We start from the raw sequence: 19493 nt of genomic DNA, 5'->3' as shown, positions 1-19493 counted from the left end.
GCCCGGACGCGGGCGGTCAGCCCACCCGGCCGGCGACCCGGAGCGTCGGGAAGCCGCCGGCCAGTTCCTCGAACGCGTCGTGCAGCGACTGGGCCAGCGGCAGCCGCCCGTCGGCCAGCCACACCTCGAACGCCGTCGTCGCGGCCGCCCGGGTACTGGTGGCCACCAGCCGCGGGACCAGTGAGCCCGGCGCGGCACCGGTACGCCGCGCGACGTGCTCGGCCACCACCTGGTCCACGCCGTTGTAGCGCACCTGGGAGTGCGCCTGCAGGGCCGGCTCGCCGAGGATGAGCCGCAGCCGCTGGCGCAGCATCGGCAGGTCGGCGTCGGCGTAGTCGTTGACCTGGACGTAGGCCGCGCAGATCGAGTTGAGCACCGGCTGCTCGCCGGCGGTCGCGGCCAGCAGCTGCCCCAGCCGGTCGACGTGGGCGGCGAAGTCGCCCCACACGGCATCGGCCTTGGTGGCGAAGTGGCGGAAGTACGTGCGCCGGCTGATGCCCGCGGCGTCGGCCACCTGGTCGGTGGTCACGTCGTCGAACCCCTGGCGGGTGAAGAGATCCAGCGCCGCCTGCTCGATCCGCAGGCGGGTGTCCCCGCGGGTGTCCCCCCGGGGGTCGGCGAGGACGGTCACAACCTGATCATCCCCCCTCCCCGGCCTCGGCCGACCGCCGACACGAACTGGACCTTCTCGCGCTTGCCCGTGGCACCCGGTGTCACTAACGTCCTCCCGGTAGTGGCCGTGATCCAGCTCACCCGGAGGTTCCATGCCCGAGACGACGCAGGACGACATCCAGGTCGAGACCACCGCACCCGCGGAGGAGGCCCTCGTCGAGGAGTCCCTCGTGGAGGAGGTCTCCATCGACGGCATGTGCGGGGTGTACTGATCGACACCGCGCTGGTCACCGACTCCGCGGCCGGCACTGAGCCGGCCGCGGAGGAGGTGACGATCCCCCGGGACGAGATCCCCTTCGACCCCTCCGTGCCCTGGCGGAAGTCGCCGTCGGTGGCACTGCGCCCCGAGCCGTTCGGGGCGCTGGTCTACCACTTCGGCAACCGGAAGCTGTCCTTCCTGAAGTCGATGCCGCTGGTCGCCGTCGTGCAGGCGCTCCAGGACCACCCCGACGTGCCCAGCGCCCTGGTCGCCTGCGAGGTGCCCGAGACGCAGCACCGCGCGTACGTCACCGCGCTGGCCACCCTCGCCCGCTCCCAGATGATCGAACGGAGGAAGCCGTGACCGCCGTCCTGCCTTCCCGCCCCGCGCAGCGCCCCGTTGGGGGCAGGCTCATCGACCAGTTCGAATACGGCCTGGACGCCCCCATCTGCCTGACCTGGGAGCTCACCTACGCCTGCAACCTCGCATGCGTGCACTGCCTGTCCTCCTCCGGCCGTCGCGACCCCCGCGAGCTGTCCACCGCCGAGGCCGAGGCGGTCATCGACGAGCTGCAGCGGATGCAGGTCTTCTACGTCAACGTCGGCGGCGGCGAGCCCACCGTCCGCCCCGACTTCTGGCACCTGCTCGACTACGCCATCGGCCACGACGTCGGGGTCAAGTTTTCCACCAACGGCGTGAAGCTCGACAAGCGCCGGGCCGAGCAGCTGGCCCGCACCGACTACGTCGACGTGCAGATCTCCCTGGACGGCGCCACGGCCGAGGTCAACGACGCCGTCCGCGGCACCGGCTCCTTCGCCACCGCCACCCGGGCGCTGGAGAACCTGGCCGAGGCCGGGATGAAGGACTTCAAGGTCTCCGTCGTCGTCACCCGGGAGAACGCCGGGCAGCTCGACGAGTTCAAGGCGCTCACCGACTCCTACGGTGCGCAGCTGCGGATCACCCGGTTGCGGCCCTCCGGCCGCGGGGCGGACGTCTGGGACCAGCTGCACCCCACGATGGCCCAGCAGAAGGAGCTCTACTCCTGGCTGCTGGCCAACGGCGACAACGTGCTCACCGGCGACTCGTTCTTCCACCTGTCCGCGTTCGGCGAGGCCCTGCCGGGGCTGAACCTGTGCGGCGCGGGCCGGGTCGTCTGCCTGATCGACCCGGTCGGTGACGTCTACGCCTGCCCGTTCGCCATCCACGAGAACTTCCTGGCCGGCAACGTGCGCAGCGAGGGTGGCTTCCAGCGGGTCTGGCAGACCAGCGAGCTGTTCACCGACCTGCGCAACCCGCAGACCGGCGGCGCGTGCACCAAGTGCCAGCACTTCGACTCCTGCCGGGGCGGGTGCATGGCGGCCAAGTTCTTCACCGGGCTGCCACTCGACGGGCCCGACCCCGAGTGCGTGCAGGGCTACGGCGAGAACGCGCTGGCCGCCCGCGACCTGGAGCTGGAGACGCCCAGGAGCCACATCGACCACTCCCACACGGGTCCGGTCCGTGGCCAGCCGACGCTGCTGGGCATGCCCAGCCTGCCGCCGGCGAAGATCTGCGACGAGTCGCCGCTGGCCGGCCTGGACGTCCGCTGAACTTTGCGACCGTGTGACGGTCCGCCGGCCCCGGTGTCGGGGTCGGCGGACCCGGGCAGGTGATCGAACAGGGCGTGAGCTGAGCCCACCGCTCGATGACGCCGACCGGACGGAGTCCCGTGGCGAGCACGGGTGAGTGGTCCGGGACCGCCGCCGAGGTCTGGTCGCAGGCCATCGGTCGGTGAGCGCCTGAGAGAAGGCCTTCCGGTCGCGGGCGCGACCGGGGCAGGTTCGATCCCCGCTGAACAGGAGCGAGAGACCGGATCCCGAGACGACGTCGTCAGAGGAGAAGGACATGGCACTCACCAGCAACCTCGAGGGCAAGGTCGCCTTCATCACCGGCGCAGCCCGCGGGCAGGGACGCAGCCACGCCGTCCGGCTCGCCCAGGAGGGCGCGGACGTCATCGCCGTCGACCTGTGTGCGCAGATCGGCTCGGTGGCCTACCCGATGGCCACCCCGGAGGACCTCGCGCAGACCGCCGAGGAGGTCGAGGCGCTCGACCGGCGGATCGTCACGCGGCAGGCCGACGTCCGGGACATGACCGCCCTGCAGGCGGCGGTCGACGACGGCATCGCCGAGCTCGGCGCGGTCGACATCGTGCTGGCCAACGCCGGCATCGCGCCGCAGCTGAACTCCGACCCCCACCCCGATCACGAGCAGGCCTTCCGCGACGTGGTGGAGGTCAATCTCTTCGGAGTCCGCAACACCGTGCACGCCGCCGTGCCCAGCATGATCGACAAGGGGCAGGGCGGCGCGATCGTGCTGACCAGCTCCACCCAGGGACTCACCGGCCGGGGTGGCGACGGCAGCGGCGGGATGGACGGCTACGCCGCCGCCAAGCACGGCGTGGTCGGGTTGATGCGGACCTACGCGAACTGGCTGGCCCAGCACCGCATCCGGGTGAACACGGTGCACCCCACCGGGGTGAGCACCCCGATGATCGAGAACGACGAGATGAACGCCTACATGGAGGCGAACCCCGGCATCTCCGCCGCGTTGGAGAACCTCATGCCGGTGGAGACGGTCGAGCCGGTCGACATCAGCAACGCCATCGCCTGGCTGGTCAGCGACCACGCCCGCTTCGTGACCGGGGTGGCGCTGCCGGTCGACGCCGGGTTCACCGCCAAGTGACGACCGGCTCCGCCGGCACGTGACGGGGGGCGGGTGTCCGCACCACAGCTCGTGGGCAGGGTCGCGGTGGCGAGCCGGGACCGGTGCTCACGCCAACGAGGAGAAGAGGCGCACCATGGCCAGTACGAAGGACTGGTTCGAGACCGTCAACGAGGCGCAGTGGCGGGCGAAGAAGCGGCTCCCGCGGTCGGTCTACCTGGCGCTGCTGGCCGCCAGTGAGCGCGGGCTCACCTTGTCGGACAACGTGGCGGCCTTCGACGAGCTGGGCTGGCGCCCGCGGGTCGCCGACCTGCCCGGTGAGCGCGACCTGTCGACCACCGTGCTGGGTCACGAGATCTCGATGCCGCTGATGATCTCCCCGGTCGGCGTGCAGGCGGTGCACCCCGAGGGGGAGGTCGCCGTGGCCCGGGCCGCGGCAGCGGAGGGCACCGCGATGGGGCTGTCCGCCTTCGGCAGCAAGCCGATCGAGGAGGTCGCCGAGGCCAACCCGTTGACCTTCCTGCAGACCTACTGGGTCGGCTCCCGGGACGACATCTTGGCCCGCGCCGAGCGGGGCAAGGCCGCCGGGGCGAAGGCGTTCATCCTCACCCTGGACTGGTCGTTCGCCTCCCGCCGGGACTGGGGCAGCCCGCCGATCCCGGAGAAGCTCGACCTCAAGACGATGCTGAAGTTCGCCCCCGAGGTGATCCGCAAGCCGCGCTACCTGGCGACCTACCTGCAGCACCGCCAGCTGCCCGAGCTGGGTGTGCCCAACATCGGCGCCCGGGACGAGGAGGCGCCGGGCTTCTTCGAGGCCTACGGCAAGTGGATGCAGACCCCACCGCCCACCTGGGAGGACCTGGCCTGGCTGGTCGACCAGGTCGACCTGCCCGTCGTGATCAAGGGCGTCAGCCGGGTGGACGACGCCCGCCGGTCCGTCGACATCGGCGCCGCCGCCATCTCCGTCTCCAACCACGGGGGCAACAACCTCGACGGCACCCCCGGCTCGATCCGCTCGCTGCCGCCGATCGTCGAGGCCGTGGGCGACCAGCTGGAGATCCTGTTCGACGGCGGCATCCGCCGCGGCGGCGACGCGGTGAAGGCCGTGGCCCTGGGTGCCCGCGCCGTCATGATCGGCCGCGCCTACCTGTGGGGGATGGCCGCGAACGGTGAGCAGGGCGTGAAGAACGTGCTGTCGGTCATGCGCAGCGGGATCGACGAGGCGCTGCTCGGCCTCGGCCGCGCCTCGGTGCACGACCTGACCCCGGACGACGTCATCGCCCCGGCGGGATTCACCCGGGGCCCCGGCGAACCGGCTCCGGCAGCCCTGGCGATGGCGGCCGATCCGACGACGCGGCAGTCCCCGCCGACGGCCCACCCCGAGGGCTGAGCCACGGGCGCGCTCGAGGGAAAGGTCGTGTTCACGACGGGTGCGGCGCGCGGTCAGGGCCGCAGCCACGCCGTGCGCCTGGCCCGGGAGGGCGCGGACGTCATCGCCGTGGACCTGTGCGACCAGATCGGCACGGTGCCCTACCCCATGGCGACGCCGGACGACCTGGTCGAGACGGTGCGGCAGGTCGAGGCGCTGGGCCGGCGGGTGGTGGCGACCCAGACCGACGTGCGCGACGGTGCGGCGGTGCAGCGGGCGCTGGACGACGGGGTCGCACAGCTGGGCAGGCTGGACATCGTCCTGGCCAACGCGGGCGTGACCAGCTACTCCCCGGCCGAGGAGCTGTCCGAACAGATGTGGGACGACGTCATCGACACCTGCCTCTCCGGGGTCTTCCGGACCGCGCGGGCGGCGATCCCGCACCTGAAGGCCAACCCGGACGGCGGCGCGATGGTGCTCACCAGCTCCACCGAGGGCCTCAAGGCGAACCAGCACATGGCGCACTACACCGCCGCCAAGCACGGCGTCGTCGGGCTGACCAAGGTGCTGGCGCTGGAACTGGCGCCGCACGGCATCCGGGTGAACTCCGTGCACCCGACGTCGGTCGACACCGGCATGATCCACAACGAGGCGACGTACGCGCTGTTCCGGCCGGACCTGGAGCCGGGCGAGGCCACCCGCGACGACGTCGGCGACCCGTTCCAGGGGCTGAACACGCTCCCCGTCCGCTGGGTGGAGCCGGCGGACATCACCGACGCGATCGTCTGGCTGGTCAGCGACGCAGCCCGGTACGTCACCGGGATCCAGCTGCCGGTGGACGCCGGTGCCACCACGCAGTAGCTCCCGTGCGCCCGCAGCGGGTGTGCCCCCGCTGTGCGGGCACGGCCGCCGGCAGCTCTCAGACCCGGAGCGAGCCGGCACCCCGACTGAGAGGACCTCTCATGGGAAAGCTCGACGGAAAGGTCGCGTTCATCACCGGCGCGGCACGCGGTCAGGGCCGCAGCCACGCCGTCCACCTGGCGCGGGAGGGCGCGGACATCATCGCGGTCGACCAGTGCGCTCAGGTGGGCACCGTGCCCTACGACCTGGCCACACCGGACGACCTGGCGCAGACGGTCCAGGAGATCGAGGCGCTGGACCGGCGGATCGTCGCGACCCAGGCCGATGTCCGCGATGGCGCGGCGGTGAAGCAGGCCGTGGACGACGGGGTCGCCCAGCTCGGCCGGCTTGACATCGTCGTGGCCAACGCCGGGATCCTCAGCTTCTCGATGGCTGAGGAGATGAGCGACGAGATGTGGGACGACATGATCGCCACCAACCTGTCGGGCCAGTTCAAAGCGGTCCGGCCGGCGATCCCGCACCTCAAGGCCAACGAGGAGGGCGGCGCGATCGTGATCACCAGCTCGACCGCAGGCCTCAAGGGCATCCAGAAACTGGCGCACTACACCGCGGCCAAGCACGGCATCGTCGGGTTGGTGAAGGTGCTGGCCCTGGAGCTCGCGCCGAACCGTATCCGGGTCAACTCGGTGCACCCGACCCAGGTGGACACCGACATGATTCAGAACCAGCCGACGTACGCGAACTTCCGGCCGGACCTCGACAGCCCGGGCCTCGACGAGGTGCAGGAGACCTTCGTCAGCCTCAACGCGTTGCCGATCCCGTGGGTGGAGCCGGCGGACGTCAGCGAGGCGATCCTCTACCTGGTGTCCGACTCCGGCCGCTATGTCACCGGCATCCAGCTGCCGGTCGACGCCGGGATGGTGATCAAGTGATGGCCGGCCGGGTCGAGGGCAAGGTCGCGTTCATCACCGGTGCCGCCCGCAGCCAGGGCCGCAGCCACGCGCTGCGGCTGGCACAGGAGGGCGCCGACATCATCGCCGTCGACATCGCCGGACCGGTGCCGTCGATCGAGATGTACCCACCGGCCACCGAGGAGGACCTGGCCGAGACCGTCCGGCAGGTCGAGGCGCTGGACCGGCGGATCGTCGCCACCAAGGCCGACGTCCGCGACCCCGCGGCGCTGAAGGCCGCGGTGGACGACGGCGTCGCCCAGCTCGGGCGGCTGGACATCGTGCTGGCCAATGCGGGGGTCTTCGAGATCCAGCCGGCGCTCGAGGTCACCGACGACGCCTGGCGGGAGATGATCGACATCAATCTGACCGGCGTCTGGAACACCTGCAAGGTCGCGCTGCCGCACCTGATCGACGGCGGCCGCGGCGGGGCCGTCGTGCTCACCAGCTCCACGGCCGGCCTGAAGGGAACGCCGAACACGGTCCACTACACCGCCGCCAAGCACGGCGTGGTGGGCATCATGCGGACCCTGGCCAACGAGTTCGCGCAGCACTCCATCCGGGTCAACACCGTGCACCCCACCGGGGTGGACACCGTGATGATTCAGAACGAGAAGACCTGGGGGCTGTTCGCACCCGACGACCCGGCCCCCAGCCGGGAGAAGGCGGAGCCGATCTTCGCCTCGACCAACGCGCTGCCCGTTCCCTGGTTGGAGCCGGTCGACATCTCCAACGCGATCCTGTTCCTCGTCTCCGACGAGGCGCGCTACATCACCGGCGTGACCCTTCCGGTCGACGCCGGGTACACCGTCAAGTAGCCCGTTGCGTGCTTCCGGTACCGAGAGCTCCGTGCTCTCGGTACCGGGAGCACGGCTGCGCCCCCTGCATGAGGAGCATGCCCTGACCGAGCACCTCGCCCATCCCACCGGTGACGACCCCGTCGTCACCGGCTTGCGGGTCACCGGGGACGACGGTGACGCCGTGCGCGCCGTCCGCACCCGGGTGGCCCGTCACCTCGTCGGCCGAACCCGCGAACTCGACCTGCTGCTGGCCACGGTCGCCGCCGGCCGCGACGTCCTGCTCGAGGGGCCGCCGGGGACGTCGAAGTCGACGCTGCTGCGCTCGATCACCGCCGAGTGGGGCATCCCGCTGGTCTTCGTCGAGGGCAACGCCGACCTCACCCCCACCCGGCTGGTCGGGCACCACGATCCCGCCCGGGTGCTCCGGGAGGACTACTCGCCGGAGAACTTCGTGCCCGGACCGCTGGTCGAGGCGATGCGCTCCGGTGGCTTCCTCTACGTCGAGGAGTTCAACCGGGCACCCGAGGACACCCTGAACACGCTGCTCACCGCGATGGCCGAGCGCCGGATCGCGGTGCCGCGGGTCGGGATCGTCGAGGCGGCGGCGAGCTTCCGGGTCATCGCCTCGATGAACCCCTACGACACGATCGGCACCACCCGGCTGTCGACGTCGGCGCATGACCGGCTGTGCCGGCTGGCGATCGGGTACCAGGACGCCGAGGCGGAGCGGGGCATCGTGGCCCGGCGCACCGGTCTCGGGTCGGCGCGGCTGATCGCGGACGCCGTGGCGCTGACCCGGGCCACCCGGGAACGGGAGGAGCTGCGGCAGGGCAGCAGCGTGCGCGGGGCGATCGACGTCGCGCTGGTCGCTGCCCAGCTGGCGGCGATCCGCGGGGTCCCGCTGCCCGACGAGTCGTCGGTCGCCCCGCCCCGCGGGCTGCCGGGCGAGTACACCGACGTCGTCCTGGACGCGGTGCTGCTGGCGCTGTCCGGGCGGATCTTCCTCGACGAGACGCTGGAGACGACGCCGGAGGCGGTGCTGCGGGAGATCTGGGAGGACCACTTCCTGCTCTCCCCGGCTGCGGCCGAGCCCGGTTGAAGAGCCGTCGACGCCGACTCCCCGGTGACCCGGCGCGACCGGCCGGGGGCGGACCGGACGCGGGGGATGCGGCCGCTGCGGCGCAAGCCCAAGCAGCTCACCGAGCAGCCCTCGCTGTTCCAGCCGGCCCGCGGTGGCGGCGGGCTGGCGCTGTCCTCCGGCGATCGGCGGCGGTCCGGGACCGGTCCGTCCCGGCCCGGCGGCACGGCGTCCGGGACGACGGACGAGCCGGCGGACCTGATTCCGCTGGCCGATCTGGACGCCGAGGGCGCCGCCGACCAGCTCACCCGGGCCCGCGCCCGGCAGATCGCCCGCCGGCTGTCGGTGCCGCGCCCGCCCCGCGATCTGCGGTCCCGCCGCGGGGTGGGGGAGCTGGCCAGCATGTCCTGGAGCGGGGGATCGGACGAGCTGGACCTGGAGCGGACGCTGGAGGCGATCGTCGGCGTCCCGTACCCGGAGGGCACCGACCTGGTGGTGCGCGAACGGGTCCGGCAGCGGCGCTCGGTTGTGCTGGTGGTGGATGTGTCCGGGTCGATGAAGGGCGAGCGGGTGCGGACGGCGGCGGCCACGGTGGGCGCGCTGGCCGGTGAGCTGGCCCGCGACTCCCTCGCCGTGGTGGCCTTCTGGTCCGACGCCGCGGTGCTGGTCCGGATGGGCGAGCAGGTCGCGCCCCTCGCCGTGCTCGACCTGCTGCTGCGGGTGCCGGCCCAGGGGCTGACCAACGTGTCCTTCGCGCTGGAGACCGCGGCCCGCCAGCTGGACGGCGTCCCGCCGTGGGACGCCCGGGTGCTGCTGCTGTCCGACTGCGTGCACAACGCCGGGCCGGACCCCCGGCTGACCGCGGCGCGGCTGCCGCGGCTGGACGTCCTGCTGGACACCTCCGGCGAGCAGGACGTCGAGCTCGGCCGCGACCTCGCCCGGCTCGGCCGCGGGCGGGCGCGGCTGGTGCGCGACCACCGGGACGTCGCCGCCGCGCTCACCGCCGTCTTCACCGACTGCTGAAGGACCCCCTTCCCCCCACCCCTCGCAAGCTCGGGGCGGGACCCTGAAGGGAGCCGAGCCGAGGCCACCCGGAGGGGGGAGATCCCGGCCTCCGGGCTCCAGCGGCCGCCGGCGGCTGTCGATGTCCCGGTCATGATCCAGCTGCTCCGGAACGAGGCTGTGCGTCTGCTGCCCCGGGGGCGGGAGCTGCCCGAGGAGATCTGGCAGCGCCGGCACCGGGCCATCGTGCGCATCGCCCTGGCGTGCGCGGTCGGGCTGGTCGGGCTCGCCTGGGTCTGGGGTCACGGTCAGCTGACCGCCGTCGTGGTGTTCGTCGCCGTCGCCTGGCCGCTGACCCTGGCGGTCGTGCCCGGGCTCGGCCGCACCACCCGCGCCGCGGCCACCACGCTGAGCCTGCAGGGCGCCTGCGTGGCCCTCGTCCACCTGTGGAGCGGGGTCACCGAGGCGCACTTCTCCTTCTTCGTGATGGTCGGCGTCGTCTCGCTGTACCAGCACTGGGTGCCCTTCGGCATCGCCCTGGTCGTGGTCACCGGCCACCACGGGATCGTCGGCACCCTCTACCCGCACGCTGTCTTCGGCCACACCGGCGAGCACGCCCCCTGGCTGTGGGCCGGCGTGCACGCCGGCTTCGTGCTGGCCGCCAGCATCGCGCACCTGGCCTCCTGGCGGCTGAACGAGGACCAGGTGCTGAGCGACCCGCTGACCGGCCTGGCCAACCGCACCCTCCTGGAGGAGACCACCACCCGTGCGCTGCAGCGCCGCGGCCCGGTCAGCCTGCTGTTCATCGACCTGGACGACTTCAAGGACGTCAACGACAGCCGCGGGCACTCCGTTGGCGACCAGCTGCTGCTCACCGTCGCCGACCGGCTGCGGCGCTGCGTGCGCCCCGGCGACCTGGTCGCCCGCACCGGTGGCGACGAGTTCGCCGTCGTGGTGACCGCCGGCCCGGACGTCGCCCGCGCAGTGGCCGAGCGGGTGCTGGTCTCCCTCGCCCTGCCGGTGCTGCTCGACGGCGGGCCGGTCACCGTGCACGGCAGCGTGGGTGTCGCGTCGTCCACCGACCCCGACGCCGAGACCGCCGGTGCGCTGCTGCGCGACGCCGACCTGGCGATGTACCTGGCCAAGGCGCAGGGCGGCAACCGCCTCGTCGTTTACGCCGACGGCATGGCCGAGGCGGCCCGGCGGCGCGCGGAGCTGCAGCAGGATCTGGGGCGGGCCACCGCGGCCGGCCAGCTGGAGGTCTACTACCAGCCCACCGTGCGGCTCACCGACGGCGCCACCACCGGCTTCGAGGCGCTGGTGCGCTGGCACCACCCCGAGCGCGGCACGATCCCGCCGACCGAGTTCATCCCGCTGGCCGAGGAGAGCGGCGTCATCACCGAGATCGGCCGCTGGGTGCTGCGCCAGGCGCTGGGCCAGGCGGCCGAGTGGTCCGCGGCGACCGGCACCCCGCTGCGGATGGCGGTGAACCTGTCCCCGCGCCAGCTCATGGACGACGACGTGACCACGGACGTCGTCGCGGCGCTGGCCGAGAGCGGCTTCCCGGCCCGGCAGCTGACCCTGGAGGTCACCGAGGGGGTGCTCGTCCAGGACATCGAGCGGGTCGTGGCCCAGCTGGAGGCCCTCCGCGCGCTCGGTGTCGCCATCGCCATCGACGACTTCGGCACCGGGTTCTCCGGGCTGTCCTACCTGCGCCGGCTGCCCGCCGACATCCTCAAGATCGACCGCTCGTTCGTCAGCGACCTGGCCGCGGGCAGCTCGTCGGCCACCCTCATCTCCTCGATCGTCGAGCTCGCCCGCACGCTCGGGCTCGCGGTCGTGGCCGAGGGCGTGGAGACCGAGGGCCAGCGGGCGATGCTCACCGACCTGCGCTGCGGATCGGCCCAGGGCTACCTGTTCGCCCGGCCGGCGCCGGCCGCCGGCGCCGCCGCGCACCTGCCCGCGACCGTGCCGGTCAGCTGAGCCGCACCGTCCCGCTCTCCCCGCCGTCGTAGGCCTGGCCGGTCACCTTCGCCTTGGCGAAGCTGACCAGGCTGGCCAGCCGGCCGCCCGGGGAGTCCCAGTACTCGGCGGAGGCGGCCGACACCCGGATCAGGACGACGTCGGGGTCTTCCGGGCCGTCGGGGAACCAGGCCTCCACGACGCTGTTCCACAGCTCCTTCTTCGTGGCCAGGTCGTCGACCACCAGCGCGTGACCGGTGAGCGACACCCAGCTGCTGCTGCCCGCGGTGGCCACGTTGACCTGGGGGTCGGTGGTCAGGTGCGCGACCTTCCGGGACGTGCGGGAGGCGAAGAACCACAGGTCGCCGTCGAACTCGACCTCCTGCATCGACATCGGCCGGCTGACCAGGGTGCCGTCGGGCGACGTGGTGGTGAACATGCCGACCCGCTCGTCCTTCAGCAGCTCGGCGACCTTGCGGGTGTCATCGGTGGTCATGCCATCCTCCTGCCCAGGCCGGCGGACGGGCACACGCCCACCGGGGCGGTGCGGCGGAGGAGGGGCATGAGCGGGCAGCTGCTGTCGACCCCGCTGCGGCTGGGGCCGGTGGCGCTCGCCAACCGCGTCGTCTTCGCCGCGCACCTCACCAACGCCGCCGTCGACGCGGCCACGGTCGAGGGCGAGCGCGTGGCGGCCGCGCTGTGACCCGGCTGGCCGACGCCACCTGGCCGGAGCTGGCCGGCCGGCCGCTGCTCGTCGTCCCGCTGGGCGCGGTGGAGCAGCACGGCCCGCACCTGCCGTTCGCGACGGACGGCGTGGTCGCCACGGCGGTCGCGACGGGCGCCGTCCCGGCGCTGGACGGCGCGCTGCTGGCACCCGCCCTGGCCTACGGCGCCAGCGGCGAGCACGAGGGGTTCCCCGGGACGGTGTCGATCGGCACCGCGGCGCTGACCACGCTGCTGGTCGAGTACGGCCGCTCGGCGGGCCGGTGGGCCGGCCGGCTGCTGGTGGTGAACGGCCACGGCGGCAACATCGACGCGCTGCGGGCCGCGGTTCCGCTGCTGCGCACCGAGGGCCGCGACGTGGCCTGGTTCCCGTGTGGCGTGCCCGGGGGTGACGCGCACGCCGGCCGGACCGAGACGTCGCTGATGTTGCACGTGGAACCGACGGCGGTGCGCGCGGAGCTGGCCGAGGCGGGCGCGACCGCGCCGATCGCGGAGCTGCTGCCCCGGCTGCGTGCCGAGGGGGTACGCGGGGTGAGCCCCAACGGGGTGCTCGGCAACCCGGCCGGCGCCTCGGCCGCGGAGGGGGAGGTGCTGCTGGCGGGGATGGTCGGCCGGCTGGTCACCGCCGTCGCCGGGTGGCGGGTGGACGGCGCCGGGCGGCTGCTGGGCTGAGCCCGCCGGCCCCGCCCCGCAGCCGGCCGGCACCGGTCAGCTCCCTGCGGCGGCGATCTCCGCCAGGTCGTCGAGCACCAGTCCAGCGCCCAGCGGGCCGATCGCCAGGAACCAGCGGTCGTCGCCGACCTCGTGCGCGCGGCCCTCCTGAACCGAGGGCATGCCCTGCCAGAGCCGGCCTCCGGTGACCTGCTGGACCACCGAGCCGCCCTCCTCGCCGTAGGAGCTGTAGAAGACCAGGTCGGCGTCGGCCCGGGTGATCTCCTCCAGGCTCAGCTCGACGAACGTCTCGGCGGTCTGCTGCAGCGGCGGGCGGCTGAACCCGACGTCGGCCAGCACGGCGCCGATGAACGAACCTTCGCCGTAGAGGCGCACCCCGCTGCCGTCGAGGAACCGGACGATGCTCACTTCGAGGTCGGCCGGGTCGCCGAACAGCGCGCCCACCTCCGCGGCCCGCTCCTCGTGCTCGGCCAGCAGCTGCTCGGCCTTGTCGCTGAGGTTCAGCGCCTCGGCGTCCAGCAGCAGGTTCTCCTTCCACGTCTCGCCGATGGCCTCGGCGAAGACGGTCGGCGCGATGGCGGAGAGCTGGTCGGCGATGTCCTCGTGCCGGACCCGGTTGGTCAGGATCAGGTCCGGGTCCAGCGCGGCGATCGCCTCCAGGTTCGGCTCGGCGATGGTGCCGACGTTCTCGATGTCGGCGGGGTCGACGCCGGCGTCCTGGATGTAGGCCGGCAGCTCGTCGCTGACGTCGGTGCGGACCGAGCCCACCGGCGTGACGCCGAGGGCCAGGGCGGCGTCGAGCTCGCCGGTGTCCAGCACGACGACGCGCTCGGGGGTGCCCTCGATGACCGTCTCGCCCAGCGCGTGCTGCACGGTGCGGCTCTCGGCGGCCGGCTCGGTCGGGCCCGCGGCGTCGCCGCCCGGGTCGGACCCGCCACAGGCGGTCAGGGTCAGGGTGGCGGCGACGGCCAGGGTGGCGCCGCGGGTCCAGTTCGGCATGGGTCCCGTCTCTCTCAGAGTGCGTCGGCGAACAGCGGGACGGCGTTGTCCAGGGCGTACTGGATGCCCAGCGCCGAGCCGCTGGAGAAGGCGTTGGTCAGCGTCTCGTCGTCCATCACGACCGAGCGCCCGGCCTGCACCGACGGGATCGACTGCCACAGCGGGTTGCCGGTGATCTCGCCGGCGTCCACGAAGATCGGGAAGGCGACGGTCAGGCCGGCGTCGAGCAGCGGCAGCTGCTCCTCGCTGATCGGCACGAAGAAGTTCTCCCCGGCCAACTCCTGGATCGCCGGCGCGTTGGTGAAGCCCAGCGACTCCAGGAAGTCGACCCGGCCGTCACCGCGCACGTAGGCGCCGAAGCCCTCGGAGGTGTAGGCCGCGACGGCCACCTCGGTGCCGTCGAACTCCGGGTGCGCGGCTCGGGCGTCGGCGAACTGCTGCTCGACCTCGGTCTGTAGGGCGGTGGCCTCCTCGGTCCTGCCCAGCGCCTGCCCGACCAGCTCGAGCTGCTGCTGCCAGGTGGTCTGGTACGGCCCGACGCCCTCGGGCGCCCCGATGGTCGGGGCGATGGCGCTGAGCGAGTCGTACCGCTCCTGGGTCCCGTCGGAGCGGGTGTCCAGGATCAGGTCGGGCTCCAGCGCGGCGATCGCCTCGAGGCTGGGCTCCAGCGTCTCGATCATCTCCGGCGCCTCGTCGTACAGGCCCTCGGCCCAGGGGCCGACGCCCTCGCCGCCGAAGCCCAGCCAGTCGCTGGCGCCGACCGGCTGCACGCCGAGCGAGAGCGCGGTCTCGGCGTCCGACCAGCCCAGGGCGACGACCCGCTCGGGTTCCTCCTCGACGGTCACGTCGCCGAAGGCGGTGCTGACGGTCACCGGGAAGGCGCCGGAGGACGTGGTGTCGCCGCCGGTGGTGTCGGTGGTGTCGGCGGCGTCGGTGTCCGAGCCGCAGCTGGTGAGCAGGATGGCGGCCGCCAGCAGGGCGGCGCCGCGGATGGTCGAGCGGTGGGACATGGGTGCTCCTGGAGGTGTGCGAGGTGTGGGATCTCGGTCAGGCTCGTCAGGCTGCTGCGGACAGCGCCGTCAGGTAGTCGTCCAGGCCCCAGGTCAGGGAGAGCACCGTGGGGGGCGAGACGGCGGCGATGGCGGCGGCGCCGACCATCGCCGCGTGGTGCCCGCTGGTGACCTGGGTCATCGTGCGGGCGTACGGCTGGTCAACGAACGCGTCGGCCTCGGCCTGGTCGGAGGCGTAGCTGAGCAGGATGTCGCTGGTCAACTCGGCGACCCGCTCGTAGCTGAGGGTGGAGTAGAAGGTCGACTCGTCGGTCGAGAGCTCGCTGACGCTGGGTGCGACCTCCAGGCCGAGGTCGGTGAGGAACTCCACCCGGGGGTCGGCCGCCTCGTAGACGTAGAAGCTGCCGGCACTGTCCCACACCGCGGCCACCGTCCTGCCCTGCAGTTCCGGGTGTGCGGCCGCGGCGGCCTCGATGGTCGCGTCGGTCTCCTCGACCAGTTGCGCGGCGGCGTCCGAGCGGCCCAGGGCCTCCCCGACGGTGCGGACCAGGTCGCGCCACGGGGTGGTCCAGGCCTCGCCGGGGTAGGCGACGGTCGGCGCGATCTGCGCGAGCGTCTCGTAGTCCTGCTCGGTGATCCCCGAGTAGTTCGCCAGGATCACGTCGGGGGCGGCGGCGGCGATCGCCTCGAAGGGCACCTCCTCGCCGTCCGGGAGCACGGTGGGGGTCTCGGCTCCCAGCTCGGCCAGCTCCTCCTCGATCCACGGCAGGAGCCCCTCCGCGTTGCCGCCGTAGGACTGGAACGGGATGGCCACCGGGACGACGCCGAGGGCCAGCGCCGCGTCGGTGCTACCGAAGCCCCAGGTGACGACGCTCGTCGGCTCCTCCTCGATCGTCGTCGATCCGAAGGTGTGGTCGATGGTGACCGGGAAGGCGCTGGACGTGCTCGCCCCGGCGGCCCCCTCGGTGTCGGCGGCGTCGGAGCCCGACGTGCAGCTCGCGAGCACGATGGTGACGGCGACCAGGCTGGCGCCGCGGACGGTGGGGCGGGACGGCATGCGTGCTCCTCGTTCGGGACAGGTGAGGCTCACCTAACCAAACGACGGTCACGAACGGGTCACCGCCTCCTGTGCGTCCGACCTGCGGGAACAGCCGGCGGGCCGGCGCGGTTCCTGCTGATGGCGCGATCAGCCCGCCCCGCTGGGGGTGGACGTCCCGCGCCGCCGAGAGGAGCACCATGAGGAACGGCATCCACCCCGAGTACCGCACCGTCGTCTTCCGGGACAGCGCCACCGGCGCCACGTACCGCACGCGGTCCACGGTTCCCACGAACCAGACCGTCGAGGTCGACGGCGAGTCCGTGCCCCTGGTGGTGGTGGAGACGAGCGCCGCCTCGCACCCCTTCTGGACCGGCGACCAGCGGGTCGTCGACACCGCGGGCCGGGTGGAGAAGTTCCGGCAGCGCTACGGGGTTCGCGCCCGCTGAGCCGCCGTCCGTCCCCGGCCCCAGCCGACCCGGTGAGAGCTCCTGCCGTGCCCGTTCCCCCGTCGCACCGGCTGCCCGACGGGTTCACCGTCCGGCTCGACCCGCGCGCGCAGCGCCGGGACGGCGGCGCCGCCCTGCTCGGTGGCTCTCCGCTGCGGATGCTCCGGCTCGCTCCCGCGGCCCGCCCGCTGCTGGCCGGCGACCGGCTCGTCGTCACCGACGCGCGGACGGCCACGCTGGCCGGCCGGCTGCTGGACGCCGGCCTCGCCCACCCGGACGGCCCGCAGGCCGGGGCGGTCGCGGTGACCGTCGTCGTCCCGGTGAAGGACCGCACGGCCGGGCTGGCCCGGCTGCTCGGCGCGCTGCGGGCCGACCCGGGGACGGCGGGCTGCCCGGTGGTGGTCGTCGACGACGGCTCGGCCGACCCGACGGCGGTCGCCGCGGTGGTCGCCGAGTTCGGCGCCGGACTCGTCCGTCACGAGGAGGCCCGGGGGCCGGCGGCGGCCCGGAACGCCGGGCTGCGGGCGGTGCGCACGCCGGCGGTGGCCTTCCTGGACTCCGACTGCGTGCCCTCGACGGGCTGGCTGCCGAGGCTGGCCGGGCACCTGGCCGACCCCCGGCTGGCGCTGGTGGCGCCGCGGATCGCGGGTGTCCCGGTCGACCGGCCCGGGTGGGTCAGCCGCTACGAGGAGGTGGCCAGCGCGCTGGACATGGGGCCGCACCCGGCGGCGGTGACCCCGCGCAGCGCGGTGTCGTACGTGCCCAGCGCGGCGCTGGTGGGCCGCTGCAGCGCGCTGGGCGCCGGGTTCGACGAGTCGATGCAGGTGGCCGAGGACGTCGACCTGGTCTGGCGGCTGGTCGGGGCCGGCTGGCGGGTGCGGTACGAGCCGGCCGCGGAGGTGGCGCACGAGCACCGCGGCGAGCCGGGGGAGTGGCTGGGCCGCCGGGCGTTCTACGGCACCGGCGCGGCGCTGCTGGCCGCGCGGCACGGGTCGGCGGTCGCGCCGATCGTGATCTCACCGTGGTCGGCGGCGGCGTGGGCGCTGGCGCTGACCGGGCGCCCTGCGGGGCTGGCCGCGGCCGTCGGCGTGCTCGGCGTCGCGACGGCGCGGCTGGCCCGGCGGCTGGGCCGGCCCGGTCAGCCACCGCCGGCGGGGTTGTCGGCGGGGCTGGTGCTGCGGGGGACGGCGGCCTCCGGGCGGACGCTGGCCCGTGCGGGAACCCGGCACCACTGGCCGCTCACCGTCGGGGCGTGCCTGGTGTCCCGGCGGGCCCGCCGGCTGACCGCGGCGGTGGCGGTGCTGGACGCGCTGCTGGGGTGGTGGCCGCAGCGAAGGGCGATCGGGCTCCTCGCGTTCACCGCGGGCCGGCGGCTGGAGGACCTCGGCTACGGCGCCGGGCTGTGGTCCGGCGCGCTGCGGGCGCGCGACGTCCGGGCGTTGCTGCCGGCCGGCCCGGGGAAGATCTGAGCGGCCGACCCCACCGACCTCGCCGACCTCACCGACACAGTGCGCGGAGGAGCAGTCGTATGCGCTGTCACCGTCAGTCCGCGCACACCGTTCCGGGCGACCACGCGCGGAAGATCCCGCCGCGCCGGGAATGGCGCCGCGCATCGCCGCCTTGAGCAGGACGCGAGTTCGTGGCCAGCGTCGGTCTCGATCGGAAGCGCACCCAACTCCCGAGGAGACCTGTTGACCACCACCGAGAACCGCCGCGCCGCGCCGACCCCGGCGCCCGCCGCCCCGCCCGGCCGCGCGACCCCCACGATGACGGAGGCCCCCGCCGGCGGGCTGAAGATGGTGCTGGTGCTCGGCGCGTTCGTCGCCCTCGGGCCGATGACCATCGACCTGTACCTGCCGGCGCTGCCGACGATCACCGAGGACCTCCGCACCAGTTCCGCGGCCGTCCAGCTCACCCTCACCGGCACCCTGCTCGGCCTGGCCCTGGGCCAGCTGGTGCTCGGCCCGCTGTCCGACGCCCTCGGCCGCCGCCGCCCGCTGCTCGCCGGCACGGCGGTCCACGTGCTCGCCTCGCTGCTGGTGCTCGTCGCCCCGAACGTGCTGGTCCTCGGTCTGCTGCGGGTCCTGCAGGGCGCCGGCGCGGCGGCCGGTGCGGTCATCGCCATCGCCGTGGTCCGCGACCTGTACTCCGGGCGGGCCGCCGCGACCATGCTCTCCCGGCTCTTCCTCGTCATCGGCGCGGCGCCGGTGCTCGCCCCCACGCTCGGCGGCGAGGTGCTCCGGTTCACCTCCTGGCGTGGGGTCTTCGGCGTCCTGGCCATCTTCGGTGCCCTGCTGGTGGTCATGGGTGCGTTCCTGCTGCAGGAGACCCTGCCGCCCGAGCGCCGGCGCAGCAGCGGCCTGCGCGGCACCGTGCGCAACTACCGCGAGCTGCTCCGCGACCGCACCTTCGTCGGACTCGTCGTCGTCGCCGGCCTCACCATGGCCGGCCTGTTCAGCTACGTCTCCGGCTCCTCGTTCGTCTACCAGGGCGAGTTCGGCCTCGACGAGCAGCAGTTCGGCCTGCTCTTCGGCGCCGGCGCGTTCTGGCTGATCGGCGCCACCCAGTTCAACCCGGTGCTGCTGCGCCGCTTCGAGCCGCAGCAGATCCTGGTCGCCGCCACCATCGCCGGCGCCGTCGCCGGCCTGGTGCTGCTGGTCTTCGCCGCCACCGGCTTCGGCGGCCTGGCCGGTGTGGTCGGCCCGCTCTGGGCCGTGCTGGCGGCCACCGGGCTGGGGCTGCCCAACGCCCCGGCGCTCGCCCTGCAGCGCCACGGCGAGGCCGCCGGAACCGCCGCGGCGCTGCTCGGCGCCATCCAGTTCAGCGTCGGCGCCCTGGTCGCCCCGATGGTCGGGCTGCTGGGCAACGACGCGGTCGCGATGGGGATCGTCATCCTGAGTGCGTTGCTGCTGGCACTGCTCACCCTGTTCGCCGTCGTCCGGCCGTGGCAGTTGGGCGCCGCCGAGGAGTCCGCCGGCACCTGATCCGCGGCGGGCAGCGCACCGAACCTG

General features: G+C 73.6%; 20 protein-coding genes and 1 pseudogene. 16 read left to right on the top strand and 5 right to left on the bottom strand.

Features of this window, described 5'->3' with window-relative positions; translation table 11 throughout:
• Positions 1-16: 16 nt before the first annotated feature.
• Positions 17-631 (bottom strand): mycofactocin system transcriptional regulator, encoded by a 615-nt coding sequence (gene mftR, locus ACYVG5_RS12330; protein WP_460683221.1) that lies wholly within the window; start codon positions 629-631, stop codon positions 17-19.
• A gap of 133 nt (positions 632-764) precedes the next feature.
• Here mftR and mftA point away from each other — a divergent pair, with 133 nt between their 5' ends.
• The 11 genes and pseudogenes from mftA (at position 765) to ACYVG5_RS12275 (ending at position 11614) form a co-directional block, all read left to right on the top strand.
• Positions 765-884: a mycofactocin precursor MftA gene (gene mftA / locus ACYVG5_RS12325; protein ID WP_222049801.1), complete on the top strand. Its 120-nt coding sequence runs from the start codon at positions 765-767 to the stop codon at positions 882-884.
• Positions 869-1234, top strand: a complete 366-nt coding sequence (gene mftB / locus ACYVG5_RS12320) for a mycofactocin biosynthesis chaperone MftB (protein ID WP_460683220.1) — start codon at positions 869-871, stop codon at positions 1232-1234. Before mftA ends, mftB begins: the two co-directional genes overlap by 16 nt.
• A complete protein-coding gene (gene mftC, locus ACYVG5_RS12315; protein WP_222049800.1) occupies positions 1231-2460 on the top strand; it encodes a mycofactocin radical SAM maturase in 1230 nt (409 codons plus the stop codon). Before mftB ends, mftC begins: the two co-directional genes overlap by 4 nt.
• Before the next feature lie 295 nt (positions 2461-2755).
• A complete protein-coding gene (locus ACYVG5_RS12310; RefSeq protein WP_222049799.1) occupies positions 2756-3592 on the top strand; it encodes a mycofactocin-coupled SDR family oxidoreductase in 837 nt (278 codons plus the stop codon).
• A gap of 115 nt (positions 3593-3707) precedes the next feature.
• Positions 3708-4961, top strand: coding sequence for a pre-mycofactocin synthase MftD (gene mftD / locus ACYVG5_RS12305; protein ID WP_222049798.1), 1254 nt, complete (start codon positions 3708-3710; stop codon positions 4959-4961).
• 18 nt (positions 4962-4979) lie between these two features.
• Positions 4980-5801 (top strand): annotated as a pseudogene (locus ACYVG5_RS12300) (mycofactocin-coupled SDR family oxidoreductase); the annotation flags it as partial.
• A 101-nt stretch (positions 5802-5902) separates the two neighbouring features.
• Positions 5903-6733, top strand: coding sequence for a mycofactocin-coupled SDR family oxidoreductase (locus ACYVG5_RS12295; RefSeq protein ID WP_222049796.1), 831 nt, complete (start codon positions 5903-5905; stop codon positions 6731-6733).
• Entirely contained in the window at positions 6733-7569 is an 837-nt protein-coding gene (locus tag ACYVG5_RS12290) for a mycofactocin-coupled SDR family oxidoreductase (protein ID WP_222049866.1), read from the top strand. Before ACYVG5_RS12295 ends, ACYVG5_RS12290 begins: the two co-directional genes overlap by 1 nt.
• Before the next feature lie 31 nt (positions 7570-7600).
• Positions 7601-8650, top strand: a complete 1050-nt coding sequence (locus ACYVG5_RS12285) for an AAA family ATPase (RefSeq protein WP_460683219.1) — start codon at positions 7601-7603, stop codon at positions 8648-8650.
• 66 nt (positions 8651-8716) lie between these two features.
• Positions 8717-9652 carry a vWA domain-containing protein gene (locus ACYVG5_RS12280; RefSeq protein WP_222049864.1) on the top strand — a complete coding sequence of 312 codons (936 nt, stop codon included), beginning with the start codon at positions 8717-8719 and terminating at the stop codon, positions 9650-9652.
• A gap of 132 nt (positions 9653-9784) precedes the next feature.
• Entirely contained in the window at positions 9785-11614 is a 1830-nt protein-coding gene (locus ACYVG5_RS12275; protein ID WP_222049795.1) for a putative bifunctional diguanylate cyclase/phosphodiesterase, read from the top strand.
• Here ACYVG5_RS12275 and ACYVG5_RS12270 read toward each other — a convergent pair.
• A complete protein-coding gene (locus ACYVG5_RS12270) occupies positions 11607-12089 on the bottom strand; it encodes a pyridoxamine 5'-phosphate oxidase family protein (protein WP_222049794.1) in 483 nt (160 codons plus the stop codon). The two genes, ACYVG5_RS12275 and ACYVG5_RS12270, sit on opposite strands and share 8 nt — an antisense overlap.
• 66 nt (positions 12090-12155) lie before the next feature.
• Between ACYVG5_RS12270 and ACYVG5_RS12265 the strand changes: the two genes are divergently transcribed.
• Together ACYVG5_RS12265 and mftE are read left to right on the top strand one after the other, a co-directional pair.
• Positions 12156-12296, top strand: coding sequence for a hypothetical protein (locus ACYVG5_RS12265; protein WP_222049793.1), 141 nt, complete (start codon positions 12156-12158; stop codon positions 12294-12296).
• The gene (gene mftE, locus ACYVG5_RS12260) at positions 12293-12988 is read left to right on the top strand and encodes a mycofactocin biosynthesis peptidyl-dipeptidase MftE (protein ID WP_222049792.1); all 696 of its coding nucleotides are present in this window, start codon (positions 12293-12295) and stop codon (positions 12986-12988) included. The genes ACYVG5_RS12265 and mftE overlap by 4 nt, the downstream gene beginning before the upstream one ends.
• 36 nt (positions 12989-13024) lie before the next feature.
• Here mftE and ACYVG5_RS12255 read toward each other — a convergent pair whose 3' ends face one another.
• The 3 genes from ACYVG5_RS12255 to ACYVG5_RS12245 are packed head-to-tail and all read right to left on the bottom strand — an operon-like array spanning position 13025 to position 16054.
• On the bottom strand, positions 13025-13987 hold the full coding sequence (locus ACYVG5_RS12255; RefSeq protein WP_222049791.1) for an ABC transporter substrate-binding protein: 963 nt from the start codon (positions 13985-13987) through the stop codon (positions 13025-13027).
• Between the two features lie 14 nt (positions 13988-14001).
• Positions 14002-14997, bottom strand: coding sequence for an iron-siderophore ABC transporter substrate-binding protein (locus ACYVG5_RS12250; RefSeq protein ID WP_222049790.1), 996 nt, complete (start codon positions 14995-14997; stop codon positions 14002-14004).
• Between the two features lie 46 nt (positions 14998-15043).
• On the bottom strand, positions 15044-16054 hold the full coding sequence (locus tag ACYVG5_RS12245; RefSeq protein WP_222049789.1) for an iron-siderophore ABC transporter substrate-binding protein: 1011 nt from the start codon (positions 16052-16054) through the stop codon (positions 15044-15046).
• A 179-nt stretch (positions 16055-16233) separates the two neighbouring features.
• On the opposite strand from ACYVG5_RS12245, the gene ACYVG5_RS12240 reads away from it, so the two are divergent.
• The 3 genes from ACYVG5_RS12240 to ACYVG5_RS12230 all read left to right on the top strand — a co-directional run bounded on the left by ACYVG5_RS12240 (position 16234) and on the right by ACYVG5_RS12230 (position 19466).
• Positions 16234-16482 (top strand): type B 50S ribosomal protein L31, encoded by a 249-nt coding sequence (locus ACYVG5_RS12240; protein ID WP_222049788.1) that lies wholly within the window; start codon positions 16234-16236, stop codon positions 16480-16482.
• Between the two features lie 47 nt (positions 16483-16529).
• Positions 16530-17951 carry a mycofactocin biosynthesis glycosyltransferase MftF gene (mftF, locus tag ACYVG5_RS12235; RefSeq protein WP_460683218.1) on the top strand — a complete coding sequence of 474 codons (1422 nt, stop codon included), beginning with the start codon at positions 16530-16532 and terminating at the stop codon, positions 17949-17951.
• Positions 17952-18173: 222 nt separating this feature from the next.
• Positions 18174-19466 (top strand): multidrug effflux MFS transporter, encoded by a 1293-nt coding sequence (locus ACYVG5_RS12230; RefSeq protein WP_246630771.1) that lies wholly within the window; start codon positions 18174-18176, stop codon positions 19464-19466.
• The last annotated feature ends 27 nt before the right edge of the window (positions 19467-19493 follow it).

Source organism: Modestobacter lapidis (assembly GCF_054780755.1).
Note: the sequence above shows the minus strand (reverse complement) of the source record. Positions and strands in the feature narration are given on the sequence as shown.

Excerpts from the sequence above, each read along its gene's own strand:
- mftD (WP_222049798.1), top strand. The coding sequence starts at position 3,708 with ATGGCCAGTACGAAGGACTGGTTCGAGACCGTCAACGAGGCGCAGTGG.
- ACYVG5_RS12250 (WP_222049790.1), bottom strand. The coding sequence starts at position 14,997 with ATGTCCCACCGCTCGACCATCCGCGGCGCCGCCCTGCTGGCGGCCGCC.
- ACYVG5_RS12275 (WP_222049795.1), top strand. The coding sequence starts at position 9,785 with ATGATCCAGCTGCTCCGGAACGAGGCTGTGCGTCTGCTGCCCCGGGGG.
- ACYVG5_RS12265 (WP_222049793.1), top strand. The coding sequence starts at position 12,156 with ATGAGCGGGCAGCTGCTGTCGACCCCGCTGCGGCTGGGGCCGGTGGCG.
- ACYVG5_RS12240 (WP_222049788.1), top strand. The coding sequence starts at position 16,234 with ATGAGGAACGGCATCCACCCCGAGTACCGCACCGTCGTCTTCCGGGAC.
- ACYVG5_RS12310 (WP_222049799.1), top strand. The coding sequence starts at position 2,756 with ATGGCACTCACCAGCAACCTCGAGGGCAAGGTCGCCTTCATCACCGGC.
- ACYVG5_RS12280 (WP_222049864.1), top strand. The coding sequence starts at position 8,717 with ATGCGGCCGCTGCGGCGCAAGCCCAAGCAGCTCACCGAGCAGCCCTCG.
- ACYVG5_RS12290 (WP_222049866.1), top strand. The coding sequence starts at position 6,733 with ATGGCCGGCCGGGTCGAGGGCAAGGTCGCGTTCATCACCGGTGCCGCC.
- ACYVG5_RS12295 (WP_222049796.1), top strand. The coding sequence starts at position 5,903 with ATGGGAAAGCTCGACGGAAAGGTCGCGTTCATCACCGGCGCGGCACGC.
- ACYVG5_RS12270 (WP_222049794.1), bottom strand. The coding sequence starts at position 12,089 with ATGACCACCGATGACACCCGCAAGGTCGCCGAGCTGCTGAAGGACGAG.
- mftA (WP_222049801.1), top strand. The coding sequence starts at position 765 with ATGCCCGAGACGACGCAGGACGACATCCAGGTCGAGACCACCGCACCC.
- ACYVG5_RS12255 (WP_222049791.1), bottom strand. The coding sequence starts at position 13,987 with ATGCCGAACTGGACCCGCGGCGCCACCCTGGCCGTCGCCGCCACCCTG.
- ACYVG5_RS12245 (WP_222049789.1), bottom strand. The coding sequence starts at position 16,054 with ATGCCGTCCCGCCCCACCGTCCGCGGCGCCAGCCTGGTCGCCGTCACC.